Annotated in this window: 24 protein-coding genes; 13 read left to right on the top strand and 11 right to left on the bottom strand. The window is 64.2% G+C overall.

Annotated features, from left to right (window positions below; translation table 11 throughout):
- The 3 genes from AC5IJH_RS00975 to AC5IJH_RS00965 all read right to left on the bottom strand — a co-directional run.
- Nucleotides 1-1,454: hypothetical protein (locus tag AC5IJH_RS00975; protein ID WP_491900909.1), on the bottom strand; the 1,454-nt coding region annotated here is incomplete at its 3' end.
- Between the two features lie 135 nt (nt 1,455-1,589).
- On the bottom strand, nt 1,590-2,957 hold the full coding sequence (locus tag AC5IJH_RS00970; protein WP_491900908.1) for an amidohydrolase: 1,368 nt from the start codon (nt 2,955-2,957) through the stop codon (nt 1,590-1,592).
- A 73-nt stretch (nt 2,958-3,030) separates the two neighbouring features.
- A complete protein-coding gene (locus AC5IJH_RS00965; protein WP_491900907.1) occupies nt 3,031-3,471 on the bottom strand; it encodes an organic hydroperoxide resistance protein in 441 nt (146 codons plus the stop codon).
- A gap of 62 nt (nt 3,472-3,533) precedes the next feature.
- On the opposite strand from AC5IJH_RS00965, the gene AC5IJH_RS00960 reads away from it, so the two are divergent.
- Complete coding sequence (locus AC5IJH_RS00960; RefSeq protein WP_491900906.1) at nt 3,534-4,103, top strand: hypothetical protein; 570 nt, start codon at nt 3,534-3,536, stop codon at nt 4,101-4,103.
- Here AC5IJH_RS00960 and rsmD read toward each other — a convergent pair.
- Nucleotides 4,100-4,675 (bottom strand): 16S rRNA (guanine(966)-N(2))-methyltransferase RsmD, encoded by a 576-nt coding sequence (gene rsmD, locus AC5IJH_RS00955; RefSeq protein ID WP_491900905.1) that lies wholly within the window; start codon nt 4,673-4,675, stop codon nt 4,100-4,102. The two genes, AC5IJH_RS00960 and rsmD, sit on opposite strands and share 4 nt — an antisense overlap.
- A 128-nt stretch (nt 4,676-4,803) precedes the next feature.
- Here rsmD and AC5IJH_RS00950 point away from each other — a divergent pair, with 128 nt between their 5' ends.
- Both AC5IJH_RS00950 and rsmI read left to right on the top strand, forming a co-directional pair.
- Nucleotides 4,804-5,910 (top strand): CBS domain-containing protein, encoded by a 1,107-nt coding sequence (locus AC5IJH_RS00950; protein WP_491900904.1) that lies wholly within the window; start codon nt 4,804-4,806, stop codon nt 5,908-5,910.
- A gap of 1 nt (nt 5,911) precedes the next feature.
- Nucleotides 5,912-6,781 (top strand): 16S rRNA (cytidine(1402)-2'-O)-methyltransferase, encoded by an 870-nt coding sequence (rsmI, locus tag AC5IJH_RS00945; protein ID WP_491900903.1) that lies wholly within the window; start codon nt 5,912-5,914, stop codon nt 6,779-6,781.
- Nucleotides 6,782-6,787: 6 nt separating this feature from the next.
- On the opposite strand, the gene AC5IJH_RS00940 is transcribed toward rsmI, so the two are convergent.
- On the bottom strand, nt 6,788-7,261 hold the full coding sequence (locus AC5IJH_RS00940) for a hypothetical protein (RefSeq protein ID WP_491900902.1): 474 nt from the start codon (nt 7,259-7,261) through the stop codon (nt 6,788-6,790).
- A 139-nt stretch (nt 7,262-7,400) separates the two neighbouring features.
- Between AC5IJH_RS00940 and AC5IJH_RS00935 the strand changes: the two genes are divergently transcribed.
- The 8 genes from AC5IJH_RS00935 (at nt 7,401) to AC5IJH_RS00900 (ending at nt 14,676) form a co-directional block, all read left to right on the top strand.
- The gene (locus AC5IJH_RS00935; RefSeq protein WP_491900901.1) at nt 7,401-8,390 is read left to right on the top strand and encodes a PLP-dependent cysteine synthase family protein; all 990 of its coding nucleotides are present in this window, start codon (nt 7,401-7,403) and stop codon (nt 8,388-8,390) included.
- Between the two features lie 6 nt (nt 8,391-8,396).
- Entirely contained in the window at nt 8,397-8,879 is a 483-nt protein-coding gene (locus AC5IJH_RS00930) for a M67 family metallopeptidase (RefSeq protein WP_491900900.1), read from the top strand.
- Between the two features lie 75 nt (nt 8,880-8,954).
- Nucleotides 8,955-9,230 (top strand): ubiquitin-like small modifier protein 1, encoded by a 276-nt coding sequence (locus AC5IJH_RS00925; protein WP_491900899.1) that lies wholly within the window; start codon nt 8,955-8,957, stop codon nt 9,228-9,230.
- 31 nt (nt 9,231-9,261) lie between these two features.
- The gene (gene moeB / locus AC5IJH_RS00920) at nt 9,262-10,452 is read left to right on the top strand and encodes a molybdopterin-synthase adenylyltransferase MoeB (protein ID WP_491900898.1); all 1,191 of its coding nucleotides are present in this window, start codon (nt 9,262-9,264) and stop codon (nt 10,450-10,452) included.
- 338 nt (nt 10,453-10,790) lie between these two features.
- The gene (locus AC5IJH_RS00915) at nt 10,791-11,252 is read left to right on the top strand and encodes a hypothetical protein (RefSeq protein ID WP_491900897.1); all 462 of its coding nucleotides are present in this window, start codon (nt 10,791-10,793) and stop codon (nt 11,250-11,252) included.
- Nucleotides 11,239-12,360 carry an A/G-specific adenine glycosylase gene (locus AC5IJH_RS00910; protein ID WP_491900896.1) on the top strand — a complete coding sequence of 374 codons (1,122 nt, stop codon included), beginning with the start codon at nt 11,239-11,241 and terminating at the stop codon, nt 12,358-12,360. Before AC5IJH_RS00915 ends, AC5IJH_RS00910 begins: the two co-directional genes overlap by 14 nt.
- Before the next feature lie 47 nt (nt 12,361-12,407).
- Complete coding sequence (locus AC5IJH_RS00905) at nt 12,408-14,120, top strand: M28 family peptidase (RefSeq protein WP_491900895.1); 1,713 nt, start codon at nt 12,408-12,410, stop codon at nt 14,118-14,120.
- A 4-nt stretch (nt 14,121-14,124) separates the two neighbouring features.
- On the top strand, nt 14,125-14,676 hold the full coding sequence (locus tag AC5IJH_RS00900; protein ID WP_491900894.1) for a hypothetical protein: 552 nt from the start codon (nt 14,125-14,127) through the stop codon (nt 14,674-14,676).
- Here AC5IJH_RS00900 and AC5IJH_RS00895 read toward each other — a convergent pair.
- The 4 genes from AC5IJH_RS00895 to trpA all read right to left on the bottom strand — a co-directional run bounded on the left by AC5IJH_RS00895 (nt 14,636) and on the right by trpA (nt 17,836).
- Nucleotides 14,636-16,261, bottom strand: a complete 1,626-nt coding sequence (locus AC5IJH_RS00895; protein WP_491900893.1) for an APC family permease — start codon at nt 16,259-16,261, stop codon at nt 14,636-14,638. The genes AC5IJH_RS00900 and AC5IJH_RS00895 overlap by 41 nt on opposite strands.
- Complete coding sequence (locus AC5IJH_RS00890; RefSeq protein WP_491900892.1) at nt 16,261-16,596, bottom strand: hypothetical protein; 336 nt, start codon at nt 16,594-16,596, stop codon at nt 16,261-16,263. The genes AC5IJH_RS00895 and AC5IJH_RS00890 overlap by 1 nt, the downstream gene beginning before the upstream one ends.
- A gap of 81 nt (nt 16,597-16,677) precedes the next feature.
- Complete coding sequence (locus tag AC5IJH_RS00885; RefSeq protein ID WP_491900891.1) at nt 16,678-16,965, bottom strand: chorismate mutase; 288 nt, start codon at nt 16,963-16,965, stop codon at nt 16,678-16,680.
- 52 nt (nt 16,966-17,017) lie between these two features.
- Nucleotides 17,018-17,836 (bottom strand): tryptophan synthase subunit alpha, encoded by an 819-nt coding sequence (trpA, locus tag AC5IJH_RS00880; protein WP_491900890.1) that lies wholly within the window; start codon nt 17,834-17,836, stop codon nt 17,018-17,020.
- A gap of 66 nt (nt 17,837-17,902) precedes the next feature.
- On the opposite strand from trpA, the gene AC5IJH_RS00875 reads away from it, so the two are divergent.
- Both AC5IJH_RS00875 and AC5IJH_RS00870 read left to right on the top strand, forming a co-directional pair.
- Nucleotides 17,903-19,237, top strand: a complete 1,335-nt coding sequence (locus AC5IJH_RS00875) for a zinc dependent phospholipase C family protein (RefSeq protein ID WP_491900889.1) — start codon at nt 17,903-17,905, stop codon at nt 19,235-19,237.
- Between the two features lie 290 nt (nt 19,238-19,527).
- Nucleotides 19,528-21,636: an FG-GAP-like repeat-containing protein gene (locus tag AC5IJH_RS00870; protein WP_491900888.1), complete on the top strand. Its 2,109-nt coding sequence runs from the start codon at nt 19,528-19,530 to the stop codon at nt 21,634-21,636.
- 70 nt (nt 21,637-21,706) lie between these two features.
- Here AC5IJH_RS00870 and trpB read toward each other — a convergent pair whose 3' ends face one another.
- Nucleotides 21,707-22,933, bottom strand: coding sequence for a tryptophan synthase subunit beta (gene trpB / locus AC5IJH_RS00865; protein ID WP_491900887.1), 1,227 nt, complete (start codon nt 22,931-22,933; stop codon nt 21,707-21,709).
- Nucleotides 22,934-22,967: 34 nt separating this feature from the next.
- Nucleotides 22,968-23,672 carry a phosphoribosylanthranilate isomerase gene (locus AC5IJH_RS00860; RefSeq protein WP_491900886.1) on the bottom strand — a complete coding sequence of 235 codons (705 nt, stop codon included), beginning with the start codon at nt 23,670-23,672 and terminating at the stop codon, nt 22,968-22,970.
- Between the last annotated feature and the right edge of the window lie 5 nt (nt 23,673-23,677).

Genomic DNA, 23,677 nt, shown 5'->3' with positions numbered 1-23,677 from the left:
CAATGTGCAGCACTTCGGCGATGCGCCGGCTGACGAGATCGACCAGTGGTCCGGCTTCGGTAAAGCGGCGTGCCTGCTCGGAGAGTTCGCTTAGCACCAGCTCCGCGTCGTAAGCCTCGCGAAAAAAAGCGCCGGTCCAGCGAGCGCTGGACCCGATAGCTGATGGAATCGTGAGCCGCGAACAGCCGGAGGCACCCAGCGCCGGCCAGGATCGTTGCGCCAATAGCGAGCGGCAGGTTCTGGCGATGCAGAAACAGGGGCAGCAGCAGGCGAAAGAAGATGAAGGCGATCAGCGCAATTTCTACGATCACGAGAGTCGCGCGGGCCAAGGCGTACTTCGTCCCCATGCGCAGCAGGATGCGCACGTCCAGCGCACGCTGCACCAGAACGACGTAGGCAAACGAGAACGGCGCAGCGAAGAAGAGGACGAAGCCGACCGAGGTGAGCCAAAGGTGCTTCTCCGGCTGTACACCCAGACTGGGCAGCAGGACGAAGATCACGAGCAGCGCACCGATGCCGACGAGCGAGCCCGCGGTAAGCACCTGCAACCGGCGACGCGCGTCCGCAGTCGTGGCGGAGCGAAGCTTGTCGAGCAGCGCGACGATGTACGCCGCCACGCAGACCAGGCTGAGCGGCCGGAGGATCAGGTCCAGCCAGTGGCTGAGCGCCGCCACCGTTTGACCGAATTGCACCGCCCGTTCATATTCCATCCAGATCAGCGTGCCGATTAGCACGCAACCGCTCGCGAGCGGAATCAGGACCAGCCACTTGGCCCAGGGCGCCCGCTGATCGAGGCGCCAGCGCTCCGGAAAGTAAATGCCGAAGACCATCAGGGCGGGCGCGGCGAGAAACTGCAGCAGGCTGTACCAGCCAAGCTGCCAGTAGAACAGCGGGCCGCTCCACCAGAACGGCGACGTGCTGATGCCGGACGGCACAGCAAACAGCAGCAGCAACAACCAGGCATTGGGGTCACGGATGCGCGCTGCCGCCACCCAGTAGCCGATCAGCAGGCAGGCGAGTGGAAATACCGTGGAGCTGACGATGGCTACAACGGCGACTTGAGTGGCCAGGCGCTCGGCTGCTGTTGTGTGCACGAGAAGGCGAGCGAGCGCACCGTTACGGTGGCGCACCGTCAGGTCCAGCGGGTCGCCGGGGTGCAGGTGGGCTGCGCCGCCGCCCTGGATGGCGACAAGCTGGCGGCGATTGCGATACGGCTGACCGCGCAACTCCACCAGCTTGTCGCCTTCTACCAGGCCAGCGCTGCGAGCCTCGGGTCTCAGGTTCTGAAGCGTGAGGAGATCGTCATCCACGGTGAACGGCATGCGGATGTGTTCATCGTTATGCAGGACTCGCTGCACCAAGGAAGTGGACTGGAGCACGTAGAACGTCAGGCTCCAGGCGATGAACAGGCCAAGCGCGACATACAGCAGTTTTGTGGCGGTCTTGCTGGTCATCGTTCGCTCTAGACCATCTCTCCACATTCGGCGTTGTTCAGCGCAGCGCGATCAGGTTAGCCGAACACGCATCGAGCCTTGCTCCCGCTCAGCAATACGCAACCGCGGCGAGAGCGGTTCCCGCCCCGGTTTGCCTCAGGACTGGCGAAGCAGGTCGAGAGCCATGGCCGTCATCGCGGTGACGCCGGTGCTGATGGTCGGCTCCGCCACCGGAGCGAAGAGCGCAGAGTGCGCCCCGGGGAGTGCGACTCCGGACTTCTCCGATGCTGCCAGCTTCGCCGGATCGGATGCGCCGACCCAGAACATTGCGCCGGGAATCGTGTTCGCCATGCGGAACTGCCCGAAGTCCTCCGAGCCCATGATCGCGTGTGCCTCGAGCACGTGGTCCGTCCCCAGCGCCTGCTTTGCCGCGGACTCCAGCTGTGCTTCGAAGGCGGAATCGTTCAGCGTCGCCGGCGTGATCTCGCTCTGGCTGACTTCGACCAGCGGCATCCGGTCAGGCGCAACGCCGTAGCCCGTCGCCACGCCGTTCGCGGTGCGACGCACGGCTTCGATCATCTTCAGTCGCGTGGGCTCGTCGTAGGCACGCATGGTGAGCCCCATCCGCACTTCGTCGGGAATGATGTTGCGTTTGGTGCCGCCGTGGATCTGCCCAACCGTGATCACGGCCGGCTGCTGCGGATTGATCTGCCGGCTCACGATGGTCTGCATCTGGAGGATGAACTCGGCTGCCATCACGACCGGATCGATGCTGAGCTGCGGGGCCGCGCCGTGGCTGCCCTTGCCGCGCATCACCACGTCGATACTGCTGGAGCTCGCGAGCAGTGGTCCGGGCTTCAGCGCGATGCTACCGGCCGGGTACTCGGCCGAGTCGTGTTCGGCCAGCACAAAGTCCGGCTTACCGAAGCGCTCGTAGAGGTGATCGTCGAGCATCGCGCGTGCGCCGTCGATGGTCTCTTCCGACGGCTGACCGATCAACATCAGGGTGCCGTGCCAATGGCTCTTCTCCGCTGCCATGCGCGTTGCGAAGCCGAGAAGTACGGTCATATGCACGTCGTGCCCGCAGGCATGCATCACACCGACGTCTGCGCCTTCTGCATTCGTGGAGCGTGCATGGCTGGCGAAGTCGAGGCCAGTCTTCTCCTCGACAGGCAGCGCGTCCATGTCGCTGCGGACCAGGAGCTGCTTGCCGGCGCCGTTCTTCAGAATGGCAACGATGCCGTAGGCCTGGGAGCCGTCCTTGTAGCGGCCCACGTGCTCCGTGACTTCGTAACCGAGCTTGCGCAGATCGGCCGCGAGCTTCGCCGAGGTCTGCTGCTCCTTGTGAGAGAGCTCAGGATGGCGGTGGAAGTCCTTGTAGGTGTCGAGGAGCGAGGGCATCAGCGCCGCGACGGCTGCCTGGTCCTCCGAGGACGATTGCGTTTGACCAGCAGCAGCGAAGGACGACAGCAGGCAGGCAAGTGCGCAGAGTACTGGAGCGCTGGGTAACGGAGGACGGGTCATCTGCGCCCACTCTAACCCGCAAGCCGCCCGGATTGGCAGCGAAATCCGGGCGGCTCAAAGTGAGCGGTCCGGCTTAACGACCGCCGTGAGTGGTCAAGGTGACATCGATGTTGCCGCGCGTCGCGTTGGAGTATGGACAGGTGCGGTGTGCGTCGGTCACCAGCTTCTCTGCCGCGGCCTGATCGAGATCGGCGACGTGCACATCCATCTGGACGGCGACGATGAAGCCTTCAATGCCCTGGCCTGGACCGAGCGAGACCTTGCTATCGATGCGGATGTCGCCTGGGTGGAGCTTCTGCTGGGCGGCCTGGTACTGCATCGCCCCGATGAAGCAGGCCGCGTAGCCTGCGGCGAAGAGTTGCTCCGGATTGGCGCCGGGCTTGCCGCTGCCGCCGAGCACGGGCGGCGCCGATAGGGCGAGATCGACATTGCCGTCGGAGCTGCGCACGTGGCCATTGCGGCCATTCGTGGCGGTCACTTCCGCGGTGTAGAGCGATTGGGCGAGCGCGGGCATCTTCTGGGGTTCTCCTGACAGACGTGCGTTTACGAGCACTGATAGATTCGCACAGAGACGGCATGCCTACGGTGAACCAGAGCTTTCCTGCAGCATGGAGTGCGGAGATCCTGCGCGCCCGGCCACCCATTCTGCCGCGGCGCCACCTCACCTATCCGGCAATCGTCGAGGAGGTGGAGCGAGGCGCACTCGAAGTGATGGTGCGTCCCGCGGCGGCTGAGCCGTTCCTCGCGACGTGCGCGCTCGGCTTCGCCAGCCAGTCTGTGCCGACCGGCGTCTGGACGTGTCCTGATCCCGCGGTGCTCTGCGCCGTGGCCGGGGGCTATGCGTACATGATCGACACGGCAGCGCCAGAGCGCTTTGAGCAGATCGCCTATCGCCCGGTCACGGAGGTGCGGCCGCTGGCCGATGTGGGTCTGCTGTTGTTCTCGAGCTTCCACTCGCTCGAAGCGTGGGGACCGCAGGGGCGTACGTGGCAGACGGACCGGCTCTCCTGGGAGGGCGTGCGGCTCGGCGACCTGCAGGGTGATCAACTCGAAGGCTGGGGATGGGACCTGCGCAGCGATCGCGAGGTGCCGTTCACGCTCAACCTGCGGACAGGCAAGCATCGCGGTGGTCCCTCGTTCGTTTAGACCGGCTGCTTCTGCCGGTAGAAGCTGAGTGCGGCATCGCCCTGCTCGAGCACGCGATAACGCTGCAATGCGCCATACTCCTCGCGCGGTGGCGCGCTGGTGCGCTTTGCATGCTCCGCGATGACGAGTGCACCGGCGGCCAGCAGTTCGCCATCGGGGTCGCCCAGCAGAGAAAGGCATTGCTGGTAGGCAGCGCTGTCTTCCCACGGTGGGTCGAGGTAGACCAGGGTGAATGCCGGGTTTCGTCGAGCGGGCGTGCGCAGCACCACAGGTACGCTCCGCTGTTCGAGCGTGTAGCCGCTGCGGATGCCGAGCGTCTGCAGGTTGGCCCGCAGCGCGGCGAGCGCGTCGGAAGCACTCTCCACAAATGTGACCGATGCGGCGCCACGGCTGATCGCCTCGATGCCGACTGCGCCAGTTCCGGCGTAGAGATCCGCAAAGTGCGCCCCTTCTGTTACTGCGGCGAGCACGTTGAAGAGGCTCTCGCGCAGACGATCGCTGGTCGGCCGGGTGCTGTGGCCGCGCGGAGCGATCAGGGGGCGGCTGCGATAGGTTCCGGCGATGACGCGCATACCAGACCCAAGCTACAGATCGGTCGCGACAGAGGAAAGAGCGACCGGAAAGGCCGGTCCACTACAATTCGGAAAGAACGGCGGCTCCGCGGAAGGCGCCCCGAAATTCAGCGAGGGTCATCGTCAGCATGCGGGGTTGGTCGATAGCGCTGGGCCGCTGGTGGGGTGTGGATCTGCGGGTCCATACATTCTTCATCCTGCTGCTCGGTGTCTGCATGGGCTACGCGCGCATACTGCAGCTCTCCCAGTGGGAAGGCTTTCTGCTGTGGCTGCTGGTGCTGGCGGCCGTGCTCTTTCGCGAGCTGGGGCGCGCCGTTGCGGCGACCTATCACGGGCTACAGATTCGCAGCGTGCTGCTGCTGCCCATTGGCGGACTCTTCTCGTTCAGCAATGCACAAAGTTTGGATCGAGCCAACGAGTTGCGCACGCAACTGCGCCTGGCGGTGGTCGGTCCCCTGACCAGTCTGTCGCTGGCGCTGCTCTGTGTGCTGACGATCGCGGGCGAGGTGCCCGGATTTGCGTTCCTGGCGCATCCGCTGATCACGCCGCAGCACTTGGTGCGCTCCTTCGTGTGGCTGAATATTTCGCTTGGGGTTCTGCACTTCGTGCCGGCGTACCCGCTCGATGCGGGGCGCGTGCTGCGCAGCCTGTTCTCGCGCGCGCACGGCCGCGTGCAGGCGGCCCGGGCAGCGGCCGGCCTCGGCCAGATGATCGCGTTCCTCGCGTTCCTGCTCGGCATTTACCTGCAGAATCCATGGCTCGCGACGGCCGGCTTTTTCATCTTCATCGGTTCGCAGCTCGAAGACCAGGGCGCGCTCTTCCAATCGGTCGTGGATACGGTCTATATGCGCGACATCATGCTGACGGACTTTGCGTTGCTCTCGCCTTCCGACACGCTCGACGATGCGCTCAGCAAGGCCGTCCACTCGCTGCAGGACGACTTCCCCGTGGTCCGGGGACGCAACGTTGTCGGCGTGATCAGCCGGCAGGTGATGGCAGAGGCGCTGCGCGCGGAGGGCAACGGCTACGTCCAGGGCGTGATGCAGAAGAGCTTCCACGTCGCGCGGCCGGACGACACCCTCGGGACCACCATCAGCCGCTTCAGCGGTCGTGGCATGTCGCTGGTGCCGGTCACCGACGGTGAGCGCGTGGTCGGCATTGTCACGCTGCAAAACCTGATGCACTCCATGTCGCTGTTCGCCGAGCAGCGCAAGCGCGTCGCGCAGGCGGAGTAGCGTGGCCGACGCGCCACTTGCCCCCGGGCTCTACCTGGTGGGTACGCCGATCGGCAATCTGGAAGACATCACACTCCGCGCGCTGCGCGTGCTGCGCACCGTCGACCGCGTGCTGTGCGAGGACACGCGTGAGACGGCGCACCTGCTCACCCACTTCGGCATCGCGGTCCCCACGCAAAGCTGCGATGAGCACAAGGAGCATCACTGCGCCGAAGACGCCGTGCGCCGCATCCAGGCGGGTGAGCGGCTGGCACTGGTGACGGACGCGGGGCTGCCCGGCATCTCCGACCCGGGCACGCGGGTTGCGTCTGCCGTGATTGCGGCGGGCCTGGACGTCATCCCCATCCCGGGCGCAAACGCCGCGCTGACCGCGCTAGTCGGCTCCGGACTCGATACAGCGCGATTCCTGTTCTGCGGATTTCTGCCGGCCAAGGGTGGCCCGCGGCGGACAGAATTGGAGCGGCTGCGCGCGATGGTGAACGCCGGCGGCGAGCCGCTGACGCTTGTCTTTTATGAGGCACCGCATCGCATTCTGGAAATGCTCGAAGATGTGGCCGCCGTCCTGGGCGTCGGGACACGCGTGGCGCTTGGCCGCGAACTGACGAAGCTGCACGAGGAGTTTCTCCGTGGCAGCGTGACGGATGTCCGCGGTGCTCTCGAGCAGCGGGAGCGCATCCGTGGCGAGATGGTCGTGGTGGTGGAAGCGCGTCCAGCGACGGCTTTGGGCGATGCCGAAGAGCCGGTCGCCGTCCTCATCCGCCGCTTGATTACGGACGAGGGGCTGAGCGAGAAAGAAGCACTGAAACGCGCTGCGCGCGAGCGTGGCCTGGGGAAGAGTGAGCTCTACCGGGAGTGGCAGCGCTCGAGATAGCGCTGTCTAGTGACTGGCAGGCTCTGTCGGGTCCGACGATCCGGGCCGTCCCTTAACGCGGTCGTAGACATACAGGTTGCTGACAGTGCCGAGCGACTGGTTGTACAGGCTGGGCTCGCCGATCGCCTCACGCAGCTCTTCGCCGAAGCGGTGAATGGCCTTCAGTGCGTCTGCGGTCGCGGCGACCCGCGCAGTCGGTGTTTCGAAGAGCTTTTGGTTCCCGTGATCGACCAGCTTGGCGATTGTGCCGCGCAGCAACAGGCCGGGCGACTCCGCCCAGCGGACCGGGTGCTGTGACTCGCGGGTCTTGGGGCCGTACTCCGGGTTGCGGGTCAGGATGGCTGCCGCGCCGTACTTGCTGACTGCGAACTGGCCGGCCGATCCGCCTGCGACCGCGGGCATCTCACGAACATCAAACTGAGTGTTGCGGAGGATCTGGATCACTTCCTCGAAGCTGCGGACGATCACCTTGGTGCGCATAGACGGCGGAACTTTCCTCGCTGGGCTGCCCACGGGCCGGGCTCGTGCCCTGCGGACCGACCGCATACACTAGAGAGACGCGTAGCGAGCGGCGCGGGCCTGCTGCCAGTGTCGCATACCGCACGGGAGAGAAAGCACGTTGGCCACAGTGGCACAGACAGAGCGGGGCACTTCGAAGGAGACGTATCGCCTGGGCACGACCCTTGCCGGGCGCATCGGCAATACGCCGCTGGTGCGGCTGGACCGCCTGACCGCGGCGATGCCCGGCATCACCCTGCTGGGCAAGGCGGAGTGGGCGAACCCGGGCGGGTCAGTGAAGGATCGCGCGGCCTCGGGCATCGTTGGTGCGGCGCTCGATCGCGGACTGCTGCGTCGGGATGACCCTGCGGGGCGCCGGCTGCTGGACGCGACCAGCGGCAACACCGGCATCGCCTACGCCATGCTGGGTGCGGCCTGGGGCTTCCCTGTCACGCTGTGCATGCCCTCGAACGTATCGATCGAGCGGAAACGCATCCTCCACGCTTACGGCGCCGAAGTAATCTGGACCGATCCCGCGGATGGCTCGGACGGGGCGATCCGCAAGGCGCGCGAGCTGGCAACGCAGATGGCGACGTACTATTACGCCGACCAGTACGGCAACGACGAGAACTGGCGCGCGCACTACTGCGGCACGGCAGGCAATCCGGGGACCGCGAACGAGATCTGGCAGCAGACCAAGGGCCGGATCACACACTTCGTCGCAGGTCTGGGCACCAGTGGCACCTTCGTCGGCACAACACGCCGTCTGCGCGAGTTGAATCCATCGCTTCGCGCCATCAGCATGCAGCCGGACTCGCCATTCAATGGGCTGGAAGGGCTGAAGCACATGGCGACCGCCATCGTGCCGCGGATCTATGATCCCACCCTGGCGGACAGCAACATCGATCTCGAAACCGAGGCCGCCTATGCTATGGCCAAGCGGCTGGGCCGCACCGAGGGCATGCTGGTCGGGGTGTCCTCCGCGGGCAACGTCGCGGCGGCGCTCCGCGTGGCGGAAGAGGAACACGCACATGGGCGCGAGGCGGTGATTGTGACGATCCTTTGCGACGGCGCGGATAAGTATCTGAGCGAGCGGTTCTGGAATGAGTGACGCCGTATGAGTGATAGCGAGCGAGTGATGGCGGCCGCCATCCTAACCATGCCGGGCGCGGTGTACGACGCGATCCGCACGCATGGCGAGCGTGCCTACCCGCATGAGTGCTGTGGCGTGCTGCTTGGCCGCAGCGACGATACGGGCAATGTCGTCGAGCAGGCTGTTGAGGCCGGCAATACGCGCACGGACTCCGCGCACAATCGCTATCACATTGCGCCGCAGGAGCTGGTTCGCATTCAGCGCGAGGGACGCGCTGCCGGGCTGGACATCGTCGGCTTCTACCACTCGCACCCGGATCATCCGGCGCAGTGGTCAAAAACGGACTTCGAAGAGGCGCACTGGATCGGCTGCTCCTACGTGATCACGAGCGTTGAAAAGGGAGCGTCGAAGGTGACGAATAGCTTTCTGCTGGCCGGCGTCACCGAAGAGGACAAGCGCTTCGAAGATCAGCAGGTAGTGGTGAGTGGCGCCGCCGCCCGATGTTAGCTGGTCGCGAGACATAGCTTCCTTCCCCCGAACAGAAATTCCCCTGGAATTCAGATCAAAGGAAATGTGCTGACGATGAAGATCTTCATCCCCACGCCCCTGCGGGCGTACACGGGCAAGCAGGACACAGTGGAAGTGACGGGCTCAACGGTGGGCGATGCGCTCCATGCGCTCACGACTCGCTACCCCGACCTGCGCAAGCACCTGTTTACGGACGAGGGCAAGTTGCGCTCGTTCGTGAACCTCTACCTCAACGACGAAGACATTCGCTATCTCGAGCAGAAAGATCAGACGCCGGTCACGGATGGAGATTCACTCTCGATCATTCCGTCGATCGCTGGCGGCCGTTGATCACACTGCGAGATCGCAGAGGAGGCAATCGATGCCAACCCTGACAGAAGACAAGACCACTGCACTGCCGGCGCTGACGCATGAAGAGATCGCGCGCTACTCGCGCCACCTCATCCTGCCCGAGGTGGGGATGGAAGGGCAGCAGCGGCTGAAGGCGGCCAAGGTGCTGCTGGTGGGCACGGGCGGCCTGGGCGCGCCCATGGCGCTCTATCTCTCCGCGGCCGGCGTCGGCACGCTTGGCCTGGTCGACTTCGACGTGGTGGATGCGAGCAATCTGCACCGGCAGGTCATCCACAGCACGCCCGATGTCGGTCGCAAGAAGCTCGACTCCGCGGCAGACAAACTGCAGGCGATCAATCCCAACGTGAAGGTCGTGAAGCACGAGACGATGCTCACCTCGGCCAATGCGCTCGAGATCTTTGCGGACTACGACATCATCGCGGACGGTACGGATAACTTCCAGACGCGCTATCTCGTGAACGACGCGTGCGTGCTCAGCGGCAAGCCGAATGTCTACGGTTCGATCTTCCGCTTCGAGGGGCAGGCGAGCGTATTCGCCACCAAGGACGGCCCGTGCTATCGCTGCCTGTACCCGGAGCCGCCACCACCCGGGCTCGTGCCATCGTGCGCGGAAGGCGGCGTGCTGGGTATTCTGCCTGGCCTGGTCGGCATTATCCAGGCGACCGAGGTGATCAAGCTCATCCTCGGTGCTGGCGAACCACTGATCGGCAGGCTGTTGCTGATCGATTCGCTCGGCATGCGCTTCCGCGAGCTGAAGCTGCGCAAGAATCCCGAGTGCCCCGTCTGTGGCACGCACCCGACCGTCACGGCGCTGATTGACTACGACCAGTTCTGCGGCATCGCGCCGCCATCCAAGGAGACCACCACAGTGTCCAATGTCCAAAACGGCATCTCCCAGATCGGCCCCGAGGAACTGAAGCGTCGCCGCACGGCAGGCGAGGACTTCACCTTGCTTGATGTGCGCGAACCTCACGAATACCAGATCGCGAACCTCGGTGGCCAACTTATCCCCCTCAACGATCTGCCGCAGCGCGTCGGCGAGCTCGATCGCAACAAGGAGATCGTTGTGCACTGCAAAATGGGGGGCCGCAGCCAGAAGGCAGCCGAGTTTTTGCAGCAGCAGGGCTTCAAAGTAGAGAACCTGGCTGGCGGCATCACGGCGTGGTCGGACAAGGTGGATCCCTCGGTCCCGAAGTACTAATTTCGTCGAAGAACGGGCAAGCAGCGCGGGCGGAGGCACAGGCCTCCGCCCACGCTGCGTTCACCCGTGCAGGCTGTCTCTTCGAGACGAGTCACTTGATTTAATGGAGTGAAGCGAACGTTCCTTGATGCATGGTGTGTCACTCCGATCCGTATTGACATGAGGCTTATGCGATCCGGCGACCACGGCGAGCAGCGGCTACTGCTAGGCTATGGGCCATGATGCTCACTGCTCGTCTGCATGCGCTTCGGGTACAGATCAGGGTGATTGGATCTCTCGGGTGCTGCGTGCTGAGCGGCTGCACCGTTTATTCGGCGCAGTCGAAGCCTTCGCTCGCGATGACCACCAGCGCCGAGCAGGTGCAGCGCATCTTCTGGAACGATGTTGCAGCCGGGCGCTGGGCGGAAGTGACCTCGCTGCTGGCGCCGAATGCCGTGTGGCGGGTGAACGGGCAAGTGATTCCGACGGCGCAGATTGTGCCCTGGCTCAGGGGTGTTGAGGTACACGCAGCAAATGTCAGCAACGTGACGCTGACGCCGGCGGTAAACGACATGACCGTCGTTTCCACGCTACAGATCCAGGCGCAGCGGTCGCTTCGTACTGAAACTGCCGATCCAGCGCACCAGTCGTGCGTCGGGAAGACCCAAACCCTCGCCTCTCTTGCCGTTTGGCAGCAGCCTCAGCCTACCGGGACAGCTTCTAAAGACAAGAGCTACCGCGGGTATCTGCTGACGGTTCAGGACCTGAGTCCTCCGTCGGCAGCTCAGGGTGGAGCTCCACCGACCGATGCCTGCGAATGACCCAGCCACGCTAGACCCGGAGCCGATGCGCAGTGCGCTGCTCGCCTGGTACCGTGCGCATCGACGCGATCTGCCGTGGCGTCGTACACGCGATCCCTATCGCATCTGGGTCTCGGAAGTGATGCTGCAGCAGACACGCGTAGCTGCGGCAGTCGATCACTATCAGCGGTTTCTCGAAGCCTTTCCGGATGTGCGCGCGCTGGCTGCAGCCGAGGAGCCGGCGGTGCTTGCCGTCTGGAGCGGACTCGGCTACTACCGGCGCGCCCGCATGCTGCACCAGGCAGCGCGCGTAGTGGTGACCGAGCACAGCGGTGTCGTGCCCGACAAGGGCGCGAAACTACTCTCATTGCCCGGCGTGGGCACCTACACAGCGGCCGCCGTGGCGAGCATCGCCTTCGGGGAAGCGATGGCGGTGGTCGATGGCAACGTGCAGCGTGTGCTGGCGCGGGTGGCCGGATGGTCGGCCGATGAGCGCGGATTCGACAGTCGCGTGCGCAACCTGGCGGACCGTCTCCTCGATCCAGAGCAACCGGGAGATTACAACCAGGCAATTATGGAACTCGGCGCGACGGTGTGCCTGCCGCGTGGGCCGCTCTGCCTATCTTGCGTTTGGCAGCCGTGCTGTCAGACGCGTGGCGAGCATCCCATGCCGGCGCGGCCGGCTGCGAAGCTCGAACGCAGTGCTCGGGCAGTCTGGCTGCGTCGTGCCGGGTCGCGGCAGGAGGTACTGCTGGTGCAACGGTCGGCCTCAGCATCGCTCATGGCGGGTATGTGGGAGCTGCCCTTCTACACGCCGCTTCCGCAGGAGAGCGCTGCTTTCACGCTGCGCCACGCCATCACGGTGACGAATCACACGGTGGACATCTACACGCCGCGCATGGGCTACGGGATGCGTCCTACGCGCAATGCGACAGCGTTGTCTGCCAACGGGGCTGCCGCGGCTGCTGAACAGACGACGGCGTGGGTCGCCATTCCAGAGCTCACAAAACTCGCGCTCACCGGGCTCACGCGCAAGGCTCTTGCGCGCCTGGGACTGTTGCACAACAGCATCACAGAAGCGGCTGCACCCGACACTTCGGGGGGCGAGAATGAGGCCGCCGCCAAGTGATAGGCTCGGTGTGCTGCAGATTTGCTGACGTGGGGTGAGAGTCAATAATGAAGTCACGCGGAGTGCTTTGGGTCATCGCCGGGTTGCTGGCAGGCGTGGTATCGGGTGCAGCTGGGGTGCAGAGTGCCTCGTCCGCGTTGCCGCCTCTGCCTGACGTAAGCGGCGTGCCTGCCGCGGCCCAGAAGGCGGCGCAGGGCATCGATCCGGAGCGCATTCGCGCGGCCGTCAAGTACCTGGCGGATGACAAGCTCGAGGGCCGTGGCCCGGGCACAGAAGGCGACCACATGGCCGCCAAGTACATCGCGGATCAGTTCGCCGCGGACGGGTTGTCGCCGGCCGGCGACAACGGCTCCTGGTATCAGAAGGTGCCGCTCTATTCGGTCAAGACCACGGCGGACAAGAGCACGTTCCAACTGGTGCCGAAGAGCGGCGAACCGCTGACGTTGAAATATGGCGCCGACTTTGTGACGAATAACCAGAGCGGCGCTCCTGTGGCAGATATCGATGCGCCCATTGTGTTCGTCGGGTACGGCATCAACGCGCCCGAGTACAACTGGAACGACTACAAGGGCGTGGACGTGCGCGGCAAGGTCGTGATGGTGATCGTGAACGAGCCGCCATCCGATCGCGACTCGTTCTTCAAGGGCAAAGCCCTGACCTACTACGGACGCTGGACATACAAGTTCGAAGAGGCCGCGCGCCAGGGTGCGATCGGCGCACTCATCGTTCATCGCGAGGACCTCGCCAGCTATCCATGGCAGGTGGTGCGCACGTCGTGGTCGGGGGAGAAGAGCTACCTCGTTGGCGACCCGCTCGCGAAGCTCGAGGCAGCGAGCTGGATTCAGAAGGACATCGCCGACAAGATAGCGCAGTCGCAGGGCTATGACATAGATACAGTGATCTCCGAGGCGGGGCAGAGGCACATCTCGCGTCAGCTTGACTGGCGGCTGAAGGCGCACATTGTCAGCGAGAAGCGCACCTTCGACTCCGAGAACGTGATTGGCATGGTGGCGGGCAAGTCCGCAGCGCCCGATCAGTCGGTGCTCTACACGGCACATTTCGACCACCTGGGTATGGACAAGAACGCGACGGGCGACAAGATCTACAACGGTGCGGCAGACAACGCGACGGGCTGCGCAATTCTGCTCGAGATGGCGCGCGCCTTTACGACCGCGGCGAAGAGCGGAGCACCGCCGCCGCATCGCGTGTACTTCGCCTCCGTCACCGCGGAGGAGCAGGGGCTGCTCGGTTCCGATTACCTGGGGATGCATCCGCCGGTGCCACAGAAGGATGTCACGCTCGACCTCAACTACGACATGCTGCTGCCGGTCGGGCTGCCCACATCAGCCGAAGTCTCAGGTGCCGAGCGGACCTCGTTCTATCCGACCGTTGAGCGGGTCGCCAAGGCATTTCAGCTCACGATCCAGCCGGACCAGTTCCCGATGGCGGGCCACTACTACCGGTCCGACCATTTCTCACTCGCGCGTTACGGTATTCCGGCGTTCTCAGTCGGGCAGGGCACGTTGTTTGCCGGCCACGATGAGAGCTGGGGCGAGAACCAGATGAAGGACTACACATCGGAGCGCTATCACCAGCCGAGCGATGAGTACCGGCCGGAGATGGATTTCCGCGGCAATGCGCGGATGGCGCAGTTCGGTTTCGACCTGGGCTGGCTGGCGTCGAGCGCGACCAGCGAGCAGGGCTGGCAGGCGGGAGATGAGTTCGAAACGCCGCGGAAGAAGAGCCTGTCCGGTCAGTGATCCGATGCGCGTACCAATCATCCGTAGCTCGTGCATCGCCCTCAGCCTGCTTCTGACGGTCGCGTCTGCAACGGCACAGCAGCGGCAGACTGAGCCGCAGTTGTTGCGCCGCACCAGCGACACCGCCGACCCGGATGAGTCGGGAGTCTATCGGGCAGGGCGGAGCAATCTTTCGCCGGATGCCTCCGGCTCCTACGCACTGAATCCAGATGGCAACGAGACGATCGAGCTCATTCTGAGCGGCGATGGCGGCCAACTGCGGTTGCAGGGCTATGTGACGCGACTCGGCGATGGTCCATCGGACGGCGGCACGCCACTGACTTATTTCTTCACGCGTACGGCGGTCTCACTTGCCGGCATTACCTTTGTGACGCGCCAGGTGCATGGAGCCTGGTGGAGCTTCTCCGGCACCATCGATCAGGGCACCGCGCAGATGAGCACACAGAAGGGCTTCTACTTTCTGAATGGCACATTGACAGAGCACTTCGACAGCGGCGCGGAGCAGCAACAGCGGATCAGTCTGCCTTCGCTCCCGGAAGGCCACTCCCAGCCATAGCTGGAGCAGCGTGGTGCGCCGGTTCGGGCGCTGGCTGGTGCAGGTACCAGGGAACATTCACGACCAGCACGCGCTGACTGCCCTTCACCAGCAGCAACACCTTGAGCACCTGGGCGCGCTGGTTGTGCAGGAAGTTCTGCCACCACTTCGCGACCACTAGTTCCGGCACCAGTACGGCGATCTGCCGGTCCGGGTTTTCAGCTTCGAGCTTCAGAATGTGGTCCACCAGCGGCGCCACGATGAAGCGATATGGGGAGCGCAGGATGACCAGCCGCGGTAGCTTTCGTCCTGCTGCGAGCAGCGGGGTGGCGACCATCGTCTTCCAGACGGGTATCAGCTCGTCGTCCTGATCCTTCACATCCTGGTCGTCTCCGGTGTGCACGTGCACAGCTTCGATCTCGGAGGAGAGCATCAGGGCAAAGCGCATGCCCTTCTCAGCGATGCGACTCCAGCGATCCATCGGGAGAACGACGATCGGTTCCTGGATGTGCGCAAGCGAGAGCGGCTGCTCACAGGTCACCTCCGCTTCGACGCGATCATAGTGAGCACGGACGCGCAGCATGAGGAAGATCAGCAGCGGGATGAGGACCGCAGTGATCCACGCGCCCTCGACGAACTTGGTGATCAGCACCACGACCACCGTAGTCCCGGTGGCGACAGCACCCAGCCCGTTGACGAAGATGTGCCACGCGCGGCCGCGCTCGCGGCTGCGTCGCCAGTGCACCACCATGCCGGCCTGTGACAACGTGAAGGCCAGGAATGCGCCGATGGCAAACAGCGGAATCAGACGGTCGGTGACGCCACGGAACAAGACCAGCAGGATCGCGGTGAACAGCGCCAGCAGGTAGATGCCGTGCGAGAAGAGCAGGCGACGTCCGCGGATGATGAGAATGCCGGGAAGGTATTTATTCAGCGCGATCGTGCGTGCCAGGCGCGGGAAACCGGCGAAGGCCGTGTTAGCTGAGAACGAGAGCACCAGCAGGATCGAGCCGATGGTGACGTAGTAGAAGATGCCGCGGCCCATCACTGCCGCGGTGAGTTCAGAGAGCACGCTCTGGTAGTGCGGCGATCCGGGGTCGACGGCGCCGATACCGTACGCGCGGCAAAGCAGTGCGATGCCGGCCAAGAGAACGACCAGCAAGAAGACGATGATGGTGAGCGTGCGCTTGGCCTGTTTCTCGCGTGGATCGCTGAATGCGGTCACGCCGTTCGACACGGCCTCGACTCCGGTCATCGCCGTGCAGCCACTGGAGAAGACCTTCAGCAGCAGCCACAGTGAGATGGCCGTCGCGGCCGGTGGAAGCTGCGGTGGGGCGACCACCGGGTGTGGATGACCTCCGCTCATGGCGGCTCTGGTCAGCCCGACTCCGAGCACGATGAGCAAAGTGCCGACGAACAGGTACGTGGGGATCAGGAAGGCGACGCCGCTTTCACGCATGCCACGCATGTTGATCAACGTGAGCACCGCGAGGATGCCGAGGCACATGCCGAGCGTGTGCTTCTGCAGCAGCCCGGGGTTCACGGAGACGAGTGCGCCGACACCGGCGGAGATACCCACGGCCGCCGTGAGCACGTAATCGATCATCAGGCGGCGGCTGCGAGCAGTCCGGGATAAGTGCCCAGATTTTCCGAAGCAACCGTGTACGAACCGCCGCCGCCGGGGTAGGCCTCAATGGTCTGCCGATACGAGAAGAAGACGATCAGCAGCAGAATCAGGATCGCGGCGGAGATGGGCACGATGTAGTGCACACCAGCAAGGCCGAGCGGGATCAGCAGGGTGAGCGCGGCTTCAGGACCGTACGCGGCCGAGGAGAGCGCATCCAGGCCGAAGATCGGGACGCCGGCTGTGGGTCCGATGTGTTCTTCCCGCTCTTCAACATTGGCCAGCGGGCGGCCGATGAGTAGATCTGTCAGTGACATGCAGGCTCAGGTAGCTCAGCAGCTACTCTGGCTGTGATGCGTGCTTGTCGCCTGGCAGGTAGATAGGTCAGCAGGCTTGTTTCAGGGGTGCCCCGGCTCCCTTGAGGCGAGCTCGTTGCGCTGCAGGCAGCGCATCACGGCGATCAAACGCTGGTAGATGTAGACCAGCTCACTGTCGGGCAGCGGCCCGCGGTTGTGCGAGCGTACGTTGTTGAAGATGACCTCTTCGCGGGCGGGCTCATAGACCGGCATTTCGGTCGCTTCCTTCAGCTTGCCGATGGCACGGGCTGCCTCGGCGCGCTGGTTCAGCAGCTCAACAATTTCGAGATCGAGCCGATCGATGCGGGTGCGCCAGTCGCTGATGTCCATGCGTGTGCTCGTACCTGATGAGAGTGAGTGTCAGTCTACGTGGTGCCCGCGACTATCGAACGGAGGCTGCGGGAGTGGGGCGCAGGCCGGCGATAAAGTGCGCAACCGCTGCCGGCGCCTCTGCGGGAGCGGTCTTCTCGATCAGCCCGACAACAGCGCTGCCGATGACCGCCGCATCGGCAAACTCACCCAGAGCGGCCACGTGATCGGCATTCGAGACGCCGAAACCGAGCGCAATGGGAAGCTGGGTGTAGCGGCGTAGTCGCTCGACCAGGTGTTGCGCGTCTGCTGCGAGCGAGTGCTGGGTGCCCGTGATGCCGACCCTCGAGATCGCGTAGACAAAGCCGTCACTCACCGCTGCGATGCGGCGCAGGCGCTCGTCGGTGCTGGTGGGCGCGGTGAGGAAGATGGGCGCCAGCCCGGCTGCGCGCATGGAGGTCAGGTACGCGCCGCTCTCTGCCTCTTCGACCGTGAGGTCCGTGGCGAGCACGCCATCCACACCCGCCGCACGCGCATCCCTGCAGAAGCGCTCAAGCGCTGCCGCCTGTGATCCGCCTGCCTCGCGTCCATAGCGCAGGATGGGGTTCAGATACGAGAAGAGAACCAGCCCCGCCTGCGGCCTCGCCGCGCGTAGCTCCCGGGCCAGCGCCAGCACGTCCGCCATGCTGGTGCCGCGGGCGACTGCACGGTGACTGGCGCGCTCGATCACGGGCCCGTCAGCCAGCGGATCGCTGAAGGGCACGCCCAGTTCCAGCACATCCGCGCCGGCGTCGATAGCGGCAAGCGCGATGGCGCGCGTGGTCGCAACATCGGGATCACCGACCGTGAGATAGATCACCAGGCCCGGTCGCTGCGAGAATTGAATCGGCATGAACCGACATTGTACGTCGCACACGGGTGGGCGACTGCATCCCATCATCGGCCGGAGGAGAACGCATTGAGATCGCGCGAGCGGCGTGGGCATTGGCCGCCATGGCGATGGATGGTGCGCATGGGTGGCCTGCTGCTGCTGGTCGTGCTGTGCAGCACGCCGGAGAATGGCAACGCGTACTCCGTCCTGACGCACGAGGCGATCATCGACCTGAGCTGGAACGAGGTCATCCAGCCCCTGCTGCTCAGCCGTTATCCTCGCGCCACTCGGGAGCAGCTTGAGGAGGCACACGCCTATGCGTACGGCGGCTGCGCGATCCAGGACGCGGGCTACTACCCCTTCAGTCACGAGTTCTTCAGCGATCTGACGCACTATGTGCGCAGCGGGGAGTTCGTCGAGGCGCTGCTCCGCGATGCACGCAACTTGAACGAGTACGCATTCGCCCTGGGTGCGCTGTCGCACTACATCGGCGACTCGGTCGGCCACCGTGACGCGATCAATCCCGCGACTGCGATCGAGTATCCGAAACTCGCCAGGAAGTACGGACGCATCGTGACGTTCGAGGATGCGCCACACCCGTATGTCGCGACGGAGTTCTCATTCGATATTGCGCAGCTCTCCCGCCGTCGTCTGGCCCCGGAGGCCTACCAGCGCTTTCTCGGACTGTATGTCCCGCGTCACCTGCTGGAGCGCGCGTTTTATGAGACCTATGGGCTGACCGTGCCGGAGGTTCTGGGAAAGACCGGGCGCGCGGCCATTCGCAGCTACCGCACATCCATCCGCTCGTTCATCCCGATCTTCGCGCGTGCGGAGGAGTCTATCCATGCGAAGGATTTTCCGAAGCAGGATCCGCCGGCCTTCCTTCGCATTGCGCCATATCTTCGTCGCGCGCCGTATCTGCCGGTTTGGGCTGGCGAGTATCGCGCCCCCGGCTTTGGCGATCGGCTGCTGGGGCTGCTGATTCGCGTGTTGCCGCCCATCGGGCCCATTCAAGTTGTGAAGATCCGCGGACCGCGCGCCGACACCGAGCAGCTCTACTACCTGAGTCTGCAGCGGACGCTGCTCCTCTATCGCCATCGGCTCGACACGCTGCGCCTCCTGCCGGGGATGTCACTGGAGTTGCCGAATCGTGATCTCGACACCGGCGATTGGACGAGGCCCGGGGCCTATGGGCTGACAGACCGCACCTATGCGCGGCTGCTGCACGAGATTGTCGACGAGAAGAAGCACCCGGTGCCACCCGGACTGAAGCAGGACATCCTGGATTACTACGCAGATCCAAATGCGCCGATCACCACAAAGCGGGACCGCGGCGCATGGAAGCGCGTCCAGCAGGACCTGCAGAAGCTGCATGACATTCCCGCGCGTGCTGTGCCGGCTGCCGAAGTGGGACTGGACTGATTACGCTCCTCTGAAGACAGGTTGAACTCGAAACCGCGACTGTCACCATACTGGAACCCATCGGCTTCCGTGGTTGCAGGTTTTGCCTCAAGTCAGGGCATACTCGTTCCTATTTTGGTACCGTGCAAACCTCTTTCGCGGGGAACGCATCGATTGCCTACAGTCCCGGAGCTCTTTCCACGCCGAAGGAGCTAACTGATCTCTTCCGAGATCCCGTCTCCCCCGACGGAACGGATCCTGTTCTGAACAGGGTTCCGGCCGCAATTGTGTCACCAGGTAGTGGAGCGTGTATGTCGACCAAGGGATCTCAACTCTTCCAACGAACAGCGGCAGCGATTCTGGGCTGCGGGCTGTTCTGTGCAACGGCTCAGGCGCAACTTGCGTTCCAGTCGCACCAGGTATTGCAGTCACAGACTCAACCGCAATCCACGAGCAGCCTGGAGACGCGAGTTACTGGTGACTTCAACAACGATGGCCGGCAAGATCTGATCGTCAGGGCCTATCCTTCCCAGTCGGGGATGCTCTACCTGTCCAACGCGGACGGGACCTACCAGGGCCCCTACGCTCTGCCTGTCTCGGGGATCGTCGCGGTCGGTGACTTTAATCACGATGGCAAGCTGGATGTGGCGGGATACACGTCACCAAACTCCTCCCCGCAGAGCATTGTTGTCTCGCTCGGCAACGGAGATGGCACGTTTCAGGCCCCAAAGGTGATCGCCGGCAGCGCTGTCGAGTTCCAGCTTGCAATTGTCGCGGCCGACATGAACCACGACAGCAAGACCGACCTTGTGCAACTACAGTCGGGGACCCTTACCATCTGGCAGAGCAATGGGGATGGCACGTTCACCAAGGGACAGACGGTCACGACGTACAACCCTCCGTCCAGCGGCAACCAGGATGGAGCGCTGCTCGGCGATTTCGATGGTGACGGCAATCCTGACATTGCGGTGACCTACTCCGCTGAAGGACCGACCCGGGTGCAGGTCTGGTATGGCGATGGGGCCGGGCACATCGGCAGTGCCGTCGTGGCTGCGGATCCGAATGGGTACGAAGACTCGCTCGCGGTTGCCGACCTGAATAATGATGGACATAGTGACCTGGTTGGTTCTGCCTTCATCTATGGCGCAAGCGGGACCAGCCAATCGGTTCCGAAGATCTCAATCTTCACCGGCAATGCCAACCGTACGTTGACCTATAGTGCGCTGACGACTGACCAATGTCCGTACTCTGTCGGGGTCGCCGACTTCAATGGGGACGGGCTCAACGATCTGAGTTACATGGAGGGCTCCTGCACAACAGGGGACACTGGCGTGACGCTGGTGGTGAAGCCCGGCACGGGCGGGGGTGCCTTCGGTGCCGCGCAAACCATCGCGCAAGCCCCTTACACCGCATCCGGACTACAGGTGTTGCGGAGCACGGTCGGCACCAAGCCTGATCTGCTCTACGTGGCGACCACGGCCCCGTATGACGGCTACGGGAACGGGGCGGCTGCGCAGCTCGTGCTGCTGACCAACGACAGCACCGGGAGCTTCCCAGGTTGCGGGCTGAGCGGGATGGCAGAGGGGATCAGCATCTGCACACCGCCAGCAACGGCTGACTCACCAGTAAAGTTCTCGATCGGCGCCGCGGGTCCCACCCCGATGCGCACGGCCGCTGTCTGGGTCGACGGGAAGAAGGTCGCGGAACAACTCACGCATGCCTTTTCAAACTACTCCTTCCTCGATGCGTCCGTCCCGCTCACGGCGGGCACTCACGCTGTCACGTTGTACGGCACGGGCGTGGATAACACGCTGCAGCAGAAGTCATTCACGCTGACTGTGGGTGCAGGTTCGACAAGCGGCTGCTCTGCGCCATCTTCGCCGAGCGTTCACATCTGTTCGCCGACCAACTACTCAACAGTGAACTCCCCTGTGAACGTAACGGCCACGGCCACGATTACCGGCACGCTCGCGCGCATGGAGATCTGGGTCGATGGCGTCAAGAAGTACACGGAAACCACCAGCACGTCTCTTAACCAGTCGCTTGCGCTCGCTCCTGGATCGCACGTCATCGACATCTATGCGGCGAACACCGGGGGCGGTCTGTGGAAGAGCACGGCCAACGTGACCGTGAACGGCGTTGCGTGCGCGGCTCCGTCGTCGCCGGGTGTCAACGTCTGCGCCCCAACCAGTGGCTCCACGGTGCACTCGCCTGCGACTGTCACCGCTTCAGCTACGATCGCGGGAGCGCTGGCGCGGATGGAGGTGTGGGTCGATGGCTCGAAGAAGTTCACCGAGACCACCAGCACCACCCTCAGCACCGGCGTGCCACTGTCGACCGGCTACCACCGCTTCGACATCTACGCGGTGAACACAGCGGGAACGAAGTACGAGGCGACGGTATACGCTACGGTGCAGTAGCCTTTGGTGCTCCGGTAAACGAGAGGGCCTCCATAAGGAGGCCCTCTCGTCGTTGTATCCAGCACCAGGCCTAGTGTGCGCCGTCCAGGTGCAGCTCTCGGGAGAGGATGCCCATGTCCTTATCGCCGCGGCCGGAGACGTTGATCACTAGCAGATCTTCGCTCGACATGGTGGGCGCAAGACGGATGGCTTCGGCCACTGCGTGTGCACTTTCGAGCGCGGGCACGATGCCTTCCGTCCGCGACAGCAGCACGGTTGCGTCGAGCGCCTGCTCGTCGGTGGCCGAGGTGTACTCGGCGCGGCCCGAGTCATGCAGGGCGGCGTGCTCCGGTCCGATCGAGGCGTAGTCCAGGCCGGCGGAGACGGAGTGGGTCAGCGACACTTGGCCATGATCGTCCTGCAGCACGTAGGAAAAGGTACCCTGCAGCACACCCGGTGTGCCACCCGCGAAGCGTGCCGCGTGTGCACCGAGTTCGGTCGAGCGGCCACCAGCCTCGACACCGATGAGCCGGACCTGCGGATCGCGTACGAAGTCGAAAAACGCGCCCATGGCATTCGAGCCGCCACCGACGCACGCGATGATCGCGGTGGGCAGGCGGTCTTCCTTCTCGAGGAGCTGTCGCCGAATCTCCTCCCCTGTGATGCGGTGGAAGTCGCGCACCATGGTCGGGTACGGGTGCGCGCCGAGCACGCTGCCGAGCAGATAGTGTGTCGTGCGGACGTGCGTGACCCAATCGCGCATAGCTTCGTTGATCGCGTCCTTCAGCGTCTTCGAGCCGGAGGAAACACCGCGCACTTCGGCGCCAAGCAGGCGCATGCGGTAGACGTTCAACTCCTGCCGCCGCATGTCTTCTTCGCCCATGTAGACGACGCACTCGAGTCCGAGCAGGGCGCACACCGTGGCGGTGGCGACGCCGTGCTGGCCCGCCCCTGTTTCGGCGATGATGCGGCGCTTGCCCATGCGCTGCGCGAGCAGTCCCTGGCCGAGGCAGTTATTGATCTTGTGCGCACCGGTGTGCAGCAGGTCTTCGCGCTTGAGGTAGATCTTGGCGCCGCCCAGCTTTTCCGTAAGCCGCGGGGCGAAGTAGAGCGGTGTGGGGCGCCCGGCGTAGTCGCGCAGCAGCGCGTCCAGCTCGGCGCGGAAGATGGCATCGCGGCTGGCCGAGGCGTAGGCAGCCTCCAGCTCTTCGAGCGCGGCCATCAGTGTCTCTGGCACGTAGCGGCCGCCGTAGTCGCCGAAGCGGCCGGGGCGCGAGGTGGTCTGGGGGAGTGGTTGCGACGCGGTCTGCGAGTCCATGCGCGATCCTCTGTCCTGCTAGAGTACCGCCCTGTCAGCCGTTCTGCCGGCCGGTCCGCATCGGCGCTTCGAGCGCGGCAAAGGCCTGACGTGCGTTGCGAATGAACGCGGTGACCCGCATGGGGTCTTTGCGGCCAGGCGCGCCCTCGACGCCGCTCACCACGTCCACACCCCAGGGTTCGAGTGTCTGGATAGCCTCGCCAATGCTCTCCGGGGTCATGCCGCCCGCGGCGATCATGCGGGTGCGCTGGCTCAGCTTCAGGAAGGTCGGGCGTGCGGCCTCCCAGTCATAGCGTGTGCCGGTGCCGCCGTAAGCGGTCGCCGTGCGCGAGTCGATCAGTACCGCGTCGACTGCCGGACTGCTGACAACGTTGGCAAGCTGCTGGTCGATATTGCCGGTGAAGTGGACGACGGCGACGATGCTGATCGGCTCCGGATGGCGTTGCGCGGTGTAGTGCGCGCGCAGGCGATTGGGGAGCTCTGGATCGTGGTTGCGATGGAGCTGGATGCCGTTCAATCCAGCCAGATCCACGCTGGTGATGATCTCTTCAAAGCTGGCATCGCTGAAGACGCCAAAGCGCTCCACATTGCGCGGAAGGTGCGGCGTGATCGCACGGACCTGGTCGACGCTGACGCGACGCGGGCTGGGAGCGAAGATGAAGCCGAGTGCACTGGCACCGGCACTGGCTGCCTGCTGTGCGTCCGCGAGGCTAGTGTTTCCGCAGATCTTGATCCACATGGCGA

Origin of the sequence: Candidatus Dedyshia acidiphila, from assembly GCF_051025295.1 — a bacterium.
Classification (GTDB): Bacteria; Acidobacteriota; Terriglobia; order Terriglobales; family Acidobacteriaceae; genus KBS-83.
Note: the sequence above shows the minus strand (reverse complement) of the source record. Positions and strands in the feature narration are given on the sequence as shown.